This window comes from Streptomyces antibioticus (genome assembly GCF_002019855.1).
GTDB lineage: Bacteria > Actinomycetota > Actinomycetes > Streptomycetales > Streptomycetaceae > Streptomyces > Streptomyces antibioticus_B.
In genome coordinates this window covers 1,718,214-1,732,143 of sequence record NZ_CM007717.1, presented here as the reverse complement: position 1 = coordinate 1,732,143, position 13,930 = coordinate 1,718,214, and the positions used below count along the sequence as shown (strand labels likewise).

Sequence of the window (13,930 nt, the reverse complement as noted above, 5' to 3'; positions counted from 1 at the left end):
CCCCTGCCTGCCCGGAATCTCCTGAATCTCTCGATCTGCCTTACGGAGCCTGACAGATGCAGCGTCATCTCATCTCGGCCGCCGATCTCACCCGCGACGACGCCGTCCTGATCCTCGACACCGCCGAGGAGATGGCCCGGGTCGCCGACCGGCCCATCAAGAAGCTGCCGACCCTGCGCGGCCGCACGGTCGTCAACCTGTTCTTCGAGGACTCCACGCGTACGCGCATCTCCTTCGAGGCCGCCGAGAAGCGCCTCTCCGCGGACGTCATCAACTTCACCGCCAAGGGGTCCAGCGTCTCCAAGGGCGAGTCCCTGAAGGACACCGCGCAGACGCTGGAGGCCATGGGCGTCGACGCCGTCGTCATCCGGCACGGCGCCTCCGGGGCCCCCTACCGCCTCGCCACCTCCGGGTGGATCGACGCGGCCGTCATCAACGCCGGTGACGGCACCCACCAGCACCCCACCCAGGCCCTCCTGGACGCCTTCACCATGCGCCGCCGGCTGATCGGCCGGGACGCCGGGATCGGCCAGGACCTCGCCGGCAAGCGCGTCACCCTCGTCGGGGACGTCCTGCACAGCCGGGTCGCCCGCTCCAACGTCGACCTGCTGCACACCCTCGGCGCCGAGGTCACCCTGGTCGCCCCGCCCACCCTGGTGCCGGTCGGCGTCGAGACCTGGCCCTGCGAGGTCTCCTACGACCTCGACTCCACCCTGCCGAAGTCCGACGCCGTGATGATGCTGCGCGTCCAGCGCGAGCGGATGAACGCCGCGTTCTTCCCCACCGAGCGCGAGTACTCCCGGCGCTACGGCCTCGACGGCGAGCGGATGGCGCGGATGCCCGAGCACGCCATCGTGATGCACCCCGGCCCGATGGTGCGGGGCATGGAGATCACCGCCGAGGTCGCCGACTCCGACCGCTGCACCGTCGTCGAGCAGGTCGCCAACGGCGTGTCCATCCGGATGGCCGTGCTCTATCTGCTGCTCGGCGGCAACGAACCCGCCGTCAGCCACGCCCGCACCACCGAGGAGAAGTGACAACGATGAGCAAGATCCTGATCCGCGGTGCGAAGGTGCTCGGCGGCGAACCGCAGGACGTCCTGATCGACGGCGAGACCGTCGCCGCGGTGGGCCAGGACCTGGACGCCGAGGACGCCGAGGTCGTCGAGGCGGCGGGCCGGGTGTTGCTGCCCGGTCTGGTCGACCTGCACACGCATCTGCGCGAGCCCGGCCGAGAGGACTCCGAGACCGTCCTCACCGGCACCCGCGCGGCCGCCTCCGGCGGCTACACGGCCGTCTTCGCCATGGCCAACACCTTCCCCGTCGCCGACACCGCCGGCGTGGTCGAGCAGGTCTGGCGCCTGGGCCGTGAGCACGGCTACTGCGACGTACAGCCGATCGGCGCCGTCACCGTCGGCCTGGAGGGCCGCAAGCTCGCCGAACTGGGCGCCATGCACGAATCGGCCGCCGGCGTCACCGTCTTCTCCGACGACGGCAAGTGCGTCGACGACGCCGTGATCATGCGGCGCGCCCTGGAGTACGTGAAGGCGTTCGGCGGGGTCGTCGCCCAGCACGCCCAGGAGCCCCGGCTGACCGAGGGCGCCCAGATGAACGAGGGCGTCGTCTCCGCCGAACTGGGCCTCGGGGGCTGGCCCGCGGTGGCCGAGGAGTCGATCATCGCCCGGGACGTCCTGCTCGCCGAGCACGTCGGCTCCCGCGTCCACATCTGCCACCTCTCCACCGCCGGCTCGGTCGAGATCGTCCGCTGGGCCAAGTCCCGCGGCATCGACGTCACCGCCGAGGTCACCCCGCACCACCTCCTCCTCACCGACGAGCTGGTGCGCACCTACAACCCGGTCTACAAGGTCAACCCGCCGCTGCGCACCGAGCGGGACGTGCTCGCCCTGCGCGAGGCGCTCGCCGACGGCACCATCGACATCGTCGCCACCGACCACGCCCCCCACCCGCACGAGGACAAGGACTGCGAGTGGGCCGCGGCCGCCATGGGCATGGTCGGCCTGGAGACCGCGCTGTCGGTGGTCCAGGACACCATGGTGGACACGGGCCTGCTGACCTGGGCCGAGGTCGCCGACCGGATGTCCTTCGCGCCCGCGCGGATCGGCCGGGCGAGCGGCCACGGACGCCCCGTCTCGGCAGGTGAGCCCGCCAACCTCACGCTCGTGGACACGGCATACCGTGGATCCGTTGACCCCGCGGGCTTCGCCTCGCGCAGCCGGAACACCCCGTACGAGGGGCGTGAGCTGCCGGGCCGTGTGACGCACACCTGGCTCCGGGGCAAGGCCACGCTAGTCGACGGGAAGCTCACGTGACATCTGCTGCACTCCTGCTCGCGGCCGACCGGAAGTCGGCCGAAGTGACCGACTGGGCGGCACGCGCCGGCTGGGTCGTCGGTCTGCTGCTGTTCATCGCGCTCGTCTACTGGCTGATGCGCGAGGGCTGGAAGTGGCGCGGCACCCTCCAGGGCGACCTGCCCGAGCTGCCCACCGCGCCGTCCGAGCCCGGTGCGGCGAAACTGACGATGAGCGGCCGCTACCACGGCTCCACCACGGCGGGACAGTGGCTCGACCGCATCGTGGCGCACGGCCTGGGCACCCGCAGCCGCGTCGAGCTGACGCTCACCGACGCGGGCCTGGACGTCGTACGCCCCGGCGCGACCGACTTCTTCATCCCCGCCGCCGCGCTGCGCGAGGCCCTGCTGGGCAAGGGCATCGCGGGCAAGGTCCTCACCGAGGGCGGCCTGCTGGTGGTGACCTGGGCGCACGGCGACCGGCTGCTCGACTCGGGCTTCCGCTCCGACCGCGCGGCGGAGCACACCGAGTGGGTCACCGCCATCAACTCCATGATCGAAAAGACGGAAACGACGGAAGGCGCACGATGACCACCTCCACCAGGGGGGCCACCAAGGTTCCCGCCGTACTCGTCCTGGAGGACGGCCGGATCTTCCGCGGCCGCGCCTACGGGGCCGTGGGGGAGACCTTCGGGGAAGCGGTGTTCTCCACCGGCATGACCGGCTACCAGGAGACCCTGACCGACCCGTCGTACGACCGCCAGATCGTCGTCGCGACCGCCCCACAGATCGGCAACACCGGCTGGAACGACGAGGACGACGAGTCCGGCCGCATCTGGGTCTCCGGCTATGTCGTGCGCGACCCCGCGCGTGTGCCGTCCAACTGGCGCGCCAAGCGGTCGCTGGACGACGAGCTGGAGCGGCAGGACGTGGTCGGCATCTCCGGCATCGACACCCGCGCCCTCACCCGCCACCTCCGCGAGCGCGGCTCGATGCGCGCGGGCATCTTCTCCGGCGAGGCCGTCGCCCCCGAGGCCGACCTCGTCGCGCGCGTGCTGGCCCAGCCGCAGATGAAGGGCGCCAGCCTCTACGAGGAGGTCGCCACCAAGGAGGCGTACGTCGTCCCCGCGATCGGCGAGAAGCGCTTCACGGTCGCCGCGATCGACCTCGGCATCAAGGGCATGACCCCGCACCGCATGGCCGAGCGCGGCATCGAGGTGCACGTCCTGCCCGCGACCGCCACCGTCGACGACGTCTACGCCGTGAACCCCGACGGCGTGTTCTTCTCCAACGGCCCCGGCGACCCCGCCACCGCCGACGGACCGGTCGCCCTGATGACCGCCGTCCTGGAGCGGAAGACCCCGCTGTTCGGCATCTGCTTCGGCAACCAGATCCTCGGCCGCGCCCTCGGCTTCGGCACCTACAAGCTGAAGTACGGCCACCGGGGCATCAACCAGCCGGTCCAGGACCGGACGACCGGCAAGGTCGAGGTCACCGCGCACAACCACGGCTTCGCCGTGGACGCGCCGCTCGACCGGGTCAGCGAGACGCCGTTCGGCCGCGCCGAGGTCTCCCACGTCTGCCTCAACGACGACGTCGTGGAGGGGCTGCGGCTGCTCGACCAGCCCGGCTTCTCCGTCCAGTACCACCCCGAAGCGGCAGCCGGCCCGCACGACGCCGCCTACCTGTTCGACCGCTTCACGTCTTTGATGAGCACAGTCCCGATGGAGGGCCAGCGTGCCTAAGCGCACCGATATCCAGTCCGTCCTGGTCATCGGCTCCGGCCCGATCGTCATCGGCCAGGCCGCCGAGTTCGACTACTCCGGCACCCAGGCGTGCCGCATCCTGCGCGCCGAGGGCCTGCGGGTGATCCTGGTCAACTCCAACCCGGCGACGATCATGACCGACCCGGAGATCGCCGACGCCACCTACGTCGAGCCGATCACCCCCGAGTTCGTCGAGAAGATCATCGCCAAGGAGCGCCCCGACGCGCTGCTGCCCACCCTGGGCGGCCAGACGGCCCTCAACACGGCGATCTCGCTCGCCGAGAACGGCGTCCTGGAGAAGTACGGCGTCGAACTGATCGGCGCCAACGTCGAGGCGATCAACAAGGGCGAGGACCGCGACCTGTTCAAGGAGGTCGTGGAGGAGGTCCGCCGCAAGATCGGGCACGGCGAGTCCGCCCGCTCGGTCATCTGCCACACCATGGACGAGGTCCTCGCCGGTGTGGACGAGCTGGGCGGCTACCCGGTCGTCGTCCGCCCCTCCTTCACCATGGGCGGCGCCGGCTCCGGCTTCGCGCACGACGAGGAGGAGCTGCGCCGCATCGCGGGCCAGGGCCTCACGCTCTCCCCGACCACCGAGGTGCTCCTGGAGGAGTCCATCCTCGGCTGGAAGGAGTACGAGCTGGAGCTGATGCGCGACAAGCACGACAACGTCGTGGTCGTCTGCTCCATCGAGAACTTCGACCCCATGGGCGTGCACACCGGCGACTCGATCACCGTCGCCCCGGCGATGACGCTGACCGACCGCGAGTACCAGATCCTGCGGGACATCGGCATCGCCGTGATCCGCGAGGTCGGCGTGGACACCGGCGGCTGCAACATCCAGTTCGCGGTGAACCCCGAGGACGGCCGCGTCATCGTCATCGAGATGAACCCGCGCGTGTCGCGGTCCTCGGCGCTCGCCTCCAAGGCGACCGGCTTCCCGATCGCCAAGATCGCGGCCAAGCTCGCCGTCGGCTACACCCTGGACGAGATCCCGAACGACATCACGCGCGAGACCCCGGCCTCCTTCGAGCCGACCCTCGACTACGTCGTCGTCAAGGCCCCGCGCTTCGCCTTCGAGAAGTTCCCCTCCGCCGACTCCACCCTCACCACCACCATGAAGTCGGTGGGCGAGGCCATGGCCATCGGCCGCAACTTCACCGAGGCGTTCCAGAAGGCGCTGCGCTCCCTGGAGAAGAAGGGCAGCCAGTTCACCTTCGTCGGCGAGACCGGCGACAAGGCCGAGCTGCTGGCCGCGTCCGTGCGCCCCACCGACGGCCGGATCAACACCGTCATGCAGGCGATCCGCGCGGGCGCCACCCCGGAGGAGGTCTTCGACCACACGAAGATCGACCCCTGGTTCGTCGACCAGCTCTTCCTGATCAAGGAGATCGCCGACGAGCTGGCGGACGCCCCCGAGCTGACCGGGGAGCTGCTCGCCGAGGCCAAGCGGCACGGCTTCTCCGACCAGCAGATCGCCGAGATCCGCGGGCTGCGCGAGGACGTGGTGCGCGAGGTCCGGCACGCGCTGGGCGTGCGCCCGGTCTACAAGACGGTCGACACCTGCGCCGCCGAGTTCGCCGCGAAGACCCCGTACTTCTACTCCTCCTACGACGAGGAGAGCGAGGTCGCGCCGCGCGAGAAGCCCGCGGTGATCATCCTGGGCTCGGGCCCCAACCGCATCGGCCAGGGCATCGAGTTCGACTACTCCTGCGTCCACGCCTCCTTCGCGCTCTCCGACGCCGGGTTCGAGACCGTCATGGTCAACTGCAACCCGGAGACCGTCTCCACCGACTACGACACCTCCGACCGGCTCTACTTCGAGCCGCTCACCCTGGAGGACGTGCTGGAGATCGTCCACGCGGAGGCGCAGGCCGGACCGATCGCCGGTGTCGTCGTCCAGCTCGGCGGCCAGACCCCGCTGGGCCTGGCGCAGGCGCTCAAGGACAACGGCGTGCCGATCGTCGGCACCCCGCCCGAGGCCATCCACGCCGCCGAGGACCGCGGCGCGTTCGGCCGGGTGCTCGCCGAGGCCGGACTGCCGGCCCCCAAGCACGGCACCGCCACCACCTTCGCCGAGGCCAAGGCCATCGCCGACGAGATCGGCTACCCGGTCCTGGTCCGGCCGTCGTACGTCCTCGGCGGCCGCGGCATGGAGATCGTCTACGACGAGACCCGGCTGTCCGCCTACATCGCCGAGTCGACCGAGATCAGCCCCACCCGGCCGGTCCTGGTCGACCGCTTCCTCGACGACGCCATCGAGATCGACGTCGACGCCCTCTACGACGGCCACGAGCTGTACCTCGGCGGCGTCATGGAGCACATCGAGGAGGCCGGCATCCACTCCGGCGACTCGGCGTGCGCCCTGCCCCCGATCACCCTGGGCGGCTTCGACATCAAGCGGCTGCGCGCCTCCACCGAGGCGATCGCCAAGGGCGTCGGCGTGCGCGGCCTGATCAACATCCAGTTCGCGATGGCCGGCGACATCCTCTACGTCCTGGAGGCCAACCCGCGCGCGTCCCGCACGGTCCCCTTCACCTCGAAGGCGACCGCGGTGCCGCTGGCGAAGGCCGCCGCCCGCATCTCGCTGGGCGCGACCGTCGCCGAACTGCGCGCCGAGGGCCTGCTCCCGGCCAACGGCGACGGCGGCGAACTGCCGCTGGACGCGCCGATCTCCGTCAAGGAGGCCGTGATGCCGTGGAGCCGCTTCCGGGACACCTCCGGACGCGGCGTCGACACCATCCTCGGCCCGGAGATGCGCTCCACCGGCGAGGTCATGGGCATCGACTCCGTCTTCGGCACGGCGTACGCCAAGTCGCAGGCGGGCGCGTACGGACCGCTGCCCACCAAGGGACGCGCGTTCATCTCGGTCGCCAACCGCGACAAGCGCTCGATGATCTTCCCGGCGCGCGAGCTGGTCGCCCACGGCTTCGAACTCCTCGCCACCTCCGGCACCGCCGAGGTCCTCAAGCGCAACGGCATCAACGCCACCGTGGTGCGCAAGCAGTCCGAGGGCACCGGACCCAACGGCGAGAAGACCATCGTCCAGCTCATCCACGACGGCGAGGTCGACCTCATCGTCAACACCCCGTACGGCACCGGCGGCCGCCTCGACGGCTACGACATCCGTACGGCGGCCGTGGCCCGGTCCGTGCCGTGCCTGACGACGGTCCAGGCGCTCGCCGCCGCCGTCCAGGGCATCGACGCCCTCAACCACGGAGGTGTGGGCGTCCGCTCGCTCCAGGAACACGCGCAACATCTGACCGCGGCCCGCGACTAGCAGCCCGAGGGGGACACCGGAAACGGTGTCCCCCTCCGTATGAGGACACAGTGATGTACAAGCTTTTCTTCCGTCTGGTGTTCACCCGGATGGACCCGGAGCAGGCGCACCACCTGGCCTTCCGCTGGATCCGCCTCGCCGCCCGCGTCCCGGTCCTGCGCACTTTCGTCGCCGCCGCCCTCGCCCCGCGCTTCGAGGAGCTGCGCACCGAGGCGTTCGGGCTGCGCATGCACGGCCCCTTCGGACTCGCCGCCGGCTTCGACAAGAACGCCGTCGCGATCGACGGGATGTCGATGCTGGGCTTCGACCACGTCGAGATCGGCACGGTCACCGGCGAGCCGCAGCCCGGCAACCCGAAGAAGCGGCTGTTCCGGCTAGTGAAGGACCGGGCGCTCATCAACCGCATGGGCTTCAACAACGAGGGCTCGCTCGCCGTCGCCGCCCGCCTGGCCTCCCGTACGCCGGTGTTCCGCACCGTCGTGGGCGTCAACATCGGCAAGACCAAGGCCGTACCGGAGGAGGAGGCCGTCGGCGACTACGTGAAGTCGACCGAGCGGCTCGCCCCGTACGCCGACTACCTGGTCGTGAACGTGTCGTCGCCCAACACCCCCGGGCTGCGCAACCTCCAGGCCACCGAGGCCCTGCGGCCGCTGCTGAGCGCCGTCCGCGAGGCCGCCGACCGCACCGTGCCCGCGCGGCACGTCCCGCTGCTGGTGAAGATCGCCCCGGACCTCGCCGACGAGGACGTGGACGCGGTCGCCGACCTCGCCGTCGAACTGGGCCTGGACGGCATCATCGCCACCAACACCACCATCGCGCGCGAGGGCCTCGGCCTGCGCTCCGACCCCGCGGCGGTCGGCGAGACCGGCGGACTGTCCGGAGCCCCCCTCAAGGCCCGCTCCCTGGAGGTCCTGCGCCGCCTGTACGCGCGCGTGGGCGACCGGATCACCCTGGTCGGCGTCGGCGGCATCGAGAACGCCGAGGACGCCTGGCAGCGCATCCTGGCCGGCGCCACGCTGATCCAGGGCTACAGCGCCTTCGTCTACGAGGGGCCCTTCTGGTCCCGCGCCCTGCACAAGGGGCTCGCCGCCCGGCTGCGCACGAGCCCGTACGCCACTCTTGCCGACGCGGTCGGCGCCGACGTGAGGACAACGGCATGACCATGGAACCCTTCGGCGCGCGACTGCGGCGGGCGATGGACGAGCGCGGCCCGCTCTGCGTGGGCATCGACCCGCACGCCTCCCTGCTCCTCGAATGGGGCCTGAACGACGACGTGGCGGGCCTGGAGCGGTTCAGTCGTACGGTCGTCGAGGCGATGGCCGACCGGATCGCCGTCCTGAAGCCGCAGAGCGCGTTCTTCGAGCGGTTCGGCTCGCGCGGGATCGCCGTGCTGGAGAAGTCGGTCCAGGAGGCCAGGGCCGCCGGCGCCCTGGTCGTGATGGACGCCAAGCGCGGCGACATCGGCTCGACCATGGCCGCCTACGCCGAATCCTTCCTGCACAAGGACGCCCCGGCGTTCTCCGACGCCCTCACCGTCTCCCCGTACCTCGGCTACGGCTCGCTGAGCCCGGCCGTGGCGCTGGCCCGGGAGAGCGGCGCGGGTCTGTTCGTCCTGGCGCTGACCTCCAACCCGGAGGGCGGCGAGGTCCAGCACGCGGTGCGCGCGGACGGCCGGGACGTGGGCGCGACCATGCTGGCGCACCTGGCCGTCGAGAACGCGGGGGAGGAGCCCCTGGGGTCCTTCGGCGCCGTCGTCGGCGCCACCCTGGGCGATCTGTCGTCCTACGACCTCGGCATCAACGGTCCGCTCCTCGCGCCGGGAGTGGGCGCCCAGGGGGCCACGCCGAAGGATCTGCCGCGGGTCTTCGGCAGCGCGCTGCGCAACGTCGTGCCGAGCGTCAGCCGGGGCGTGCTCCGCCACGGTCCCGACGTGAGCGCCCTGCGTGACGCGGCGGAACGCTTCGCGGAGGAGATCCGCGTCACGTTGACGTCCGCCTGAGACCCCGTCCGCGCGCTTTTCAAACCTCCGATGAGTGGGTCTTGGACCGTTTGAGGCTGGATACATCCTCAAATCCGGGGCAGTATGTCTGGAATGTCCTGTCCTGACAGAGGCTGACCAGGACTTTTCCGCTGTTCTCGCTGACTCGGGCGGACTTGGCCGCTAGTCTCCGAGCAGAGTGAACGGGCAGAGCGTCTTGCTCGTAGCTCCATAGGTGAGGCGCCTTCCGGTTCCTCACCGGTCCGTATCCGACAGTTCGACATCCGAGGTGACGTAGGCGTGGCTCTTCCGCCCCTTACCCCCGAACAGCGCGCAGCCGCGCTCGAAAAGGCCGCCGCGGCTCGCCGGGAGCGGGCCGAGGTCAAGAATCGACTCAAGCACTCCGGCGCCTCCCTGCACGAGGTCATCAAGCAGGGTCAGGAGAACGACGTCATCGGCAAGATGAAGGTCTCCGCCCTGCTCGAGTCCCTGCCGGGCGTGGGCAAGGTCCGCGCCAAGCAGATCATGGAGCGACTCGGCATCTCCGAGAGCCGCCGTGTGCGCGGTCTCGGGTCCAACCAGATCGCTTCCCTGGAGCGTGAGTTCGGCAGCACCGGCGCCTGACACCGGCCACTGCCGGGAAGGGAGTCCCGGGCACTCCGGGATTGCTGGAATAATCGCTGCATGGCTGCAACATTCCGGGGGACGACCCCCGAGCCCCCGGACGTACGTCCGCGGCTGACCGTGCTCTCCGGCCCCTCAGGGGTCGGCAAGAGCACGGTCGTCGCCCATATGCGCAAGGAGCACCCCGAGCTCTGGCTCTCGGTGTCGGCGACGACCCGCAGGCCACGGCCCGGCGAGAAGCACGGCGTCCACTACTTCTTCGTCTCCGACGACGAGATGGACAAGCTGATCGCCAACGGCGAGCTGCTGGAGTGGGCCGAGTTCGCCGGCAACCGCTACGGCACCCCGCGTGCCGCGGTGCTGGAGCGCCTGGAGGCGGGCGAGCCCGTCCTCCTGGAGATCGACCTCCAGGGTGCCCGGCAGGTCCGTGAGTCGATGCCCGAGGCCCGGCTCGTCTTCCTCGCCCCGCCCTCCTGGGAGGAGCTGGTGCGCCGGCTCACCGGCCGCGGCACCGAGCCGCCCGAGGTGATCGAGCGGCGTCTGGAGGCCGCGAAGGTCGAACTGGCGGCCGAGCCGGAGTTCGACGAGACGCTGGTCAACACCTCCGTCGAGGATGTGGCGCGCGAGCTGCTAGCCTTGACGGATGTCGTGTGATCACAGCCTGTTCCGTGATCACGGTGCATGATTTCGGTCTTTTCCCATCCATCGGAAGGTAGAGCGTGTCCTCTTCCATCTCCGCGCCCGAGGGCATCATCAACCCGCCGATCGACGAGCTCCTCGAGGCCACCGACTCGAAGTACAGCCTCGTGATCTACGCGGCCAAGCGGGCCCGTCAGATCAACGCGTACTACTCGCAGCTCGGCGAGGGCCTCCTCGAGTACGTCGGTCCGCTCGTGGACACGCACGTCCACGAGAAGCCGCTCTCGATCTCCCTGCGCGAGATCAACGCGGGTCTGCTGACCTCCGAGGCCATCGAGGGCCCCGCGTAACAGCACCCCACCACAGGCCCGGCAGCGCGACTGCCGGGCCTGTGGTGTGTCATGGAGGGCGTACGTTTCCGAGCGTGGGGAGAGACGGTGGACAAGCCGAAGGTCGTACTGGGCGTCAGCGGTGGCATCGCCGCGTACAAGGCGTGCGAGCTGCTGCGCAGACTGACGGAGTCCGGCCATGACGTGCGGGTGGTCCCCACCGCCTCCGCCCTGCGCTTCGTGGGCGCCCCCACCTGGTCCGCGCTCTCCGGCCACCCGGTCTCCACCGAGGTCTGGGACGACGTGCACGAGGTGCCGCACGTCCGGATCGGCCAGCACGCCGACCTGGTCGTCGTCGCCCCGGCCACCGCCGACCTGCTGGCCAAGGCCGCCCACGGCCTCGCCGACGACCTCCTCACCAACACCCTGCTCACGGCCCGCTGTCCGGTCGTCTTCGCCCCCGCCATGCACACCGAGATGTGGGAGCACCCGGCCACTCAGGAGAACGTCGCCACGCTCCGCCGCCGCGGCGCCGTCGTGATCGAACCGGCCGTCGGCCGGCTGACCGGCGTGGACACCGGCAAGGGCCGGCTGCCCGACCCCGCCGAGATCTTCGAGGTCTGCCGCCGTGTCCTGGCCCGGGGCGTCCGCGAACCCGACCTCGCCGGCCGCCATGTCGTGATCAGCGCCGGCGGCACCCGCGAGCCCCTCGACCCGGTCCGCTTCCTCGGCAACCGCTCCTCCGGCAAGCAGGGCTACGCGCTCGCCCGCACCGCCGCCGCCCGGGGCGCCCGAGTCACGCTGATCGCCGCCAACACCGGGCTGCCCGACCCGGCCGGGGTCGACGTCGTCCCCGTCGGCACGGCCGTGCACCTGCGCGAAGAGGTCCTCAAGGCCGCTACCGACGCCGACGCGGTGGTGATGGCGGCCGCCGTGGCCGACTTCCGGCCCGCCGCGTACGCCTCCGGGAAGATCAAGAAGAAGGACGGCAAGGAGCCCGACCCGATCGTCCTCGTACGGAATCCGGACATCCTCGCGGAGCTCTCCGCCGACCGCGCCCGCCCCGGGCAGGTGGTCGTCGGCTTCGCGGCCGAGACCGACGACGTGCTGGCCAACGGCCGCGCGAAGCTCCGCCGCAAGGGCTGCGATCTGCTGGTGGTGAACGAAGTGGGGGAGCGTCGCACGTTCGGCTCCGAGGAGAACGAGGCAATCGTGCTGGCTGCCGACGGGGGCGAGACACCGGTGCCCCACGGACCCAAAGAGGCATTGGCCGAAATCGTATGGGACCTGGTGACGGCACGCTTGACCTGAGGGTTTGATGCGTTTCGCCGTTCCCCGTCCCGCGCTCGATTCGGGCGTGGCGACCCTGGCCAAGGGTGCCCAGCATTGGGCAGAATGCCCGTGCCGCAGGTCACAGCGCTCCCGAGAGGCGAGACAGGTGGGCCGGTGGTCGAGCGCGACCGATAAACTGTTTCTCGGACGGCGCCGGGCGCAGCCCCCGAGCCCGTCCGCCCATGATCAGCCAGCAGCCGCTGCAACCCCAGGGAGCGTTGTGTCCCGTCGCCTGTTCACTTCGGAGTCCGTGACCGAGGGTCACCCCGACAAGATCGCTGACCAGATCAGCGACACCATTCTCGACGCGCTTCTGCGCGAGGACCCGACCTCTCGGGTCGCCGTCGAGACGCTGATCACGACCGGCCTGGTCCACGTGGCCGGAGAGGTCACCACCAAGGCCTACGCGCCGATCCCGCAGCTCGTGCGCGACAAGATCCTCGAGATCGGCTACGACTCCTCCAAGAAGGGCTTCGACGGCGCCTCCTGCGGTGTCTCGGTGTCCATCGGCGCCCAGTCCCCCGACATCGCCCAGGGCGTCGACACGGCGTACGAGTCCCGCGTCGAGGGCGACGAGGACGAGCTGGACCGTCAGGGCGCCGGCGACCAGGGCCTGATGTTCGGGTACGCCTCCGACGAGACGCCGACCCTGATGCCGCTGCCGATCTTCCTGGCGCACCGGCTGTCCAAGCGCCTCTCGGACGTCCGCAAGAACGGCACCATCCCCTACCTGCGCCCCGACGGCAAGACCCAGGTCACCATCGAGTACGACGGCGACAAGGCCGTCCGCCTCGACACCGTCGTCGTCTCCTCGCAGCACGCCTCCGACATCGACCTGGAGTCGCTGCTCGCCCCCGACATCCGCGAGTTCGTCGTGGAGCCGGAGCTGAAGGCGCTCCTGGACGAGGGCATCAAGCTGGACACCGAGGGCTACCGCCTGCTGGTCAACCCGACCGGGCGCTTCGAGATCGGCGGCCCGATGGGCGACGCCGGCCTCACCGGCCGCAAGATCATCATCGACACCTACGGCGGCTTCGCCCGCCACGGCGGCGGCGCCTTCTCCGGCAAGGACCCGTCCAAGGTGGACCGCTCGGCCGCCTACGCCATGCGCTGGGTCGCCAAGAACGTGGTCGCCGCGGGCCTCGCCTCCCGCTGCGAGGTCCAGGTCGCGTACGCGATCGGCAAGGCCGAGCCGGTCGGTCTGTTCGTCGAGACCTTCGGCACCCACAAGGTCGACGTCGACAAGATCGAGAAGGCCATCGACGAGGTCTTCGACCTGCGTCCGGCCGCGATCATCCGCGACCTCGACCTGCTGCGCCCGATCTACGCCCAGACCGCCGCGTACGGCCACTTCGGCCGTGAGCTGCCCGACTTCACGTGGGAGCGCACGGACCGCGTGGAGGCGCTGCGCAAGGCCGCGGGTCAGTAGGACCGTGGGTCAGTAAGACCGCGGGTCCGTAGGAGCGAGGGTTCGCTCACGTACGTCACGTCCGATGCCCGGCTTCCCGAGGGGAGGCCGGGCATCGGCGTTTCCGGGGCAACGGTTTCGGAGGGTCGCGGACTCATAGGAGTAGTCGCGCGACGTGGGCGGCGGTGCGGGGCCGGTGGGCGGTGGCGGCGGGGTGCCGGGTGCGGGGCGTCGGGGAGGGGGCGTTGTCGGTGGCGTTTGGTAAGA

At 70.6% G+C, this 13,930-nt stretch carries 12 protein-coding genes; all 12 read left to right on the top strand.

Features of this window, described 5'->3' with window-relative positions; all coding sequences use genetic code 11:
- The first annotated feature begins 56 nt into the window (after window positions 1-56).
- The 12 genes from AFM16_RS07650 (at window position 57) to metK (ending at window position 13,684) form a co-directional block, all read left to right on the top strand.
- On the top strand, window positions 57-1,037 hold the full coding sequence (locus tag AFM16_RS07650) for an aspartate carbamoyltransferase catalytic subunit (protein ID WP_030785865.1): 981 nt from the start codon (window positions 57-59) through the stop codon (window positions 1,035-1,037).
- 5 nt (window positions 1,038-1,042) lie between these two features.
- A complete protein-coding gene (locus tag AFM16_RS07645) occupies window positions 1,043-2,329 on the top strand; it encodes a dihydroorotase (protein WP_078632861.1) in 1,287 nt (428 codons plus the stop codon).
- The gene (locus tag AFM16_RS07640; RefSeq protein ID WP_030785860.1) at window positions 2,326-2,898 is read left to right on the top strand and encodes a PH-like domain-containing protein; all 573 of its coding nucleotides are present in this window, start codon (window positions 2,326-2,328) and stop codon (window positions 2,896-2,898) included. The genes AFM16_RS07645 and AFM16_RS07640 overlap by 4 nt, the downstream gene beginning before the upstream one ends.
- On the top strand, window positions 2,895-4,052 hold the full coding sequence (gene carA / locus AFM16_RS07635; RefSeq protein WP_030785858.1) for a glutamine-hydrolyzing carbamoyl-phosphate synthase small subunit: 1,158 nt from the start codon (window positions 2,895-2,897) through the stop codon (window positions 4,050-4,052). Before AFM16_RS07640 ends, carA begins: the two co-directional genes overlap by 4 nt.
- Window positions 4,045-7,353, top strand: a complete 3,309-nt coding sequence (gene carB / locus AFM16_RS07630; protein WP_030785856.1) for a carbamoyl-phosphate synthase large subunit — start codon at window positions 4,045-4,047, stop codon at window positions 7,351-7,353. Before carA ends, carB begins: the two co-directional genes overlap by 8 nt.
- Before the next feature lie 53 nt (window positions 7,354-7,406).
- Window positions 7,407-8,513, top strand: coding sequence for a quinone-dependent dihydroorotate dehydrogenase (locus AFM16_RS07625; protein ID WP_078632860.1), 1,107 nt, complete (start codon window positions 7,407-7,409; stop codon window positions 8,511-8,513).
- Complete coding sequence (gene pyrF / locus AFM16_RS07620) at window positions 8,510-9,352, top strand: orotidine-5'-phosphate decarboxylase (RefSeq protein ID WP_030785852.1); 843 nt, start codon at window positions 8,510-8,512, stop codon at window positions 9,350-9,352. The genes AFM16_RS07625 and pyrF overlap by 4 nt, the downstream gene beginning before the upstream one ends.
- Window positions 9,353-9,631: 279 nt before the next feature.
- Window positions 9,632-9,955, top strand: a complete 324-nt coding sequence (locus AFM16_RS07615) for an integration host factor (protein WP_026246651.1) — start codon at window positions 9,632-9,634, stop codon at window positions 9,953-9,955.
- Window positions 9,956-10,015: 60 nt separating this feature from the next.
- Entirely contained in the window at window positions 10,016-10,609 is a 594-nt protein-coding gene (gene gmk, locus AFM16_RS07610) for a guanylate kinase (protein ID WP_030785849.1), read from the top strand.
- A 65-nt stretch (window positions 10,610-10,674) separates the two neighbouring features.
- Window positions 10,675-10,944: a DNA-directed RNA polymerase subunit omega gene (rpoZ, locus tag AFM16_RS07605; RefSeq protein ID WP_030785847.1), complete on the top strand. Its 270-nt coding sequence runs from the start codon at window positions 10,675-10,677 to the stop codon at window positions 10,942-10,944.
- 87 nt (window positions 10,945-11,031) lie between these two features.
- Complete coding sequence (coaBC, locus tag AFM16_RS07600; protein ID WP_030785845.1) at window positions 11,032-12,234, top strand: bifunctional phosphopantothenoylcysteine decarboxylase/phosphopantothenate--cysteine ligase CoaBC; 1,203 nt, start codon at window positions 11,032-11,034, stop codon at window positions 12,232-12,234.
- A gap of 241 nt (window positions 12,235-12,475) precedes the next feature.
- A complete protein-coding gene (gene metK, locus AFM16_RS07595; RefSeq protein ID WP_030785842.1) occupies window positions 12,476-13,684 on the top strand; it encodes a methionine adenosyltransferase in 1,209 nt (402 codons plus the stop codon).
- Window positions 13,685-13,930: the final 246 nt, after the last annotated feature.

Bases quoted from the DNA above. Each gene is read 5' to 3' on its own strand.
- AFM16_RS07650 (WP_030785865.1), top strand. From the start codon at position 57: ATGCAGCGTCATCTCATCTCGGCCGCCGATCTCACCCGCGACGACGCC.
- AFM16_RS07645 (WP_078632861.1), top strand. From the start codon at position 1,043: ATGAGCAAGATCCTGATCCGCGGTGCGAAGGTGCTCGGCGGCGAACCG.
- gmk (WP_030785849.1), top strand. From the start codon at position 10,016: ATGGCTGCAACATTCCGGGGGACGACCCCCGAGCCCCCGGACGTACGT.
- carA (WP_030785858.1), top strand. From the start codon at position 2,895: ATGACCACCTCCACCAGGGGGGCCACCAAGGTTCCCGCCGTACTCGTC.
- AFM16_RS07625 (WP_078632860.1), top strand. From the start codon at position 7,407: ATGTACAAGCTTTTCTTCCGTCTGGTGTTCACCCGGATGGACCCGGAG.
- pyrF (WP_030785852.1), top strand. From the start codon at position 8,510: ATGACCATGGAACCCTTCGGCGCGCGACTGCGGCGGGCGATGGACGAG.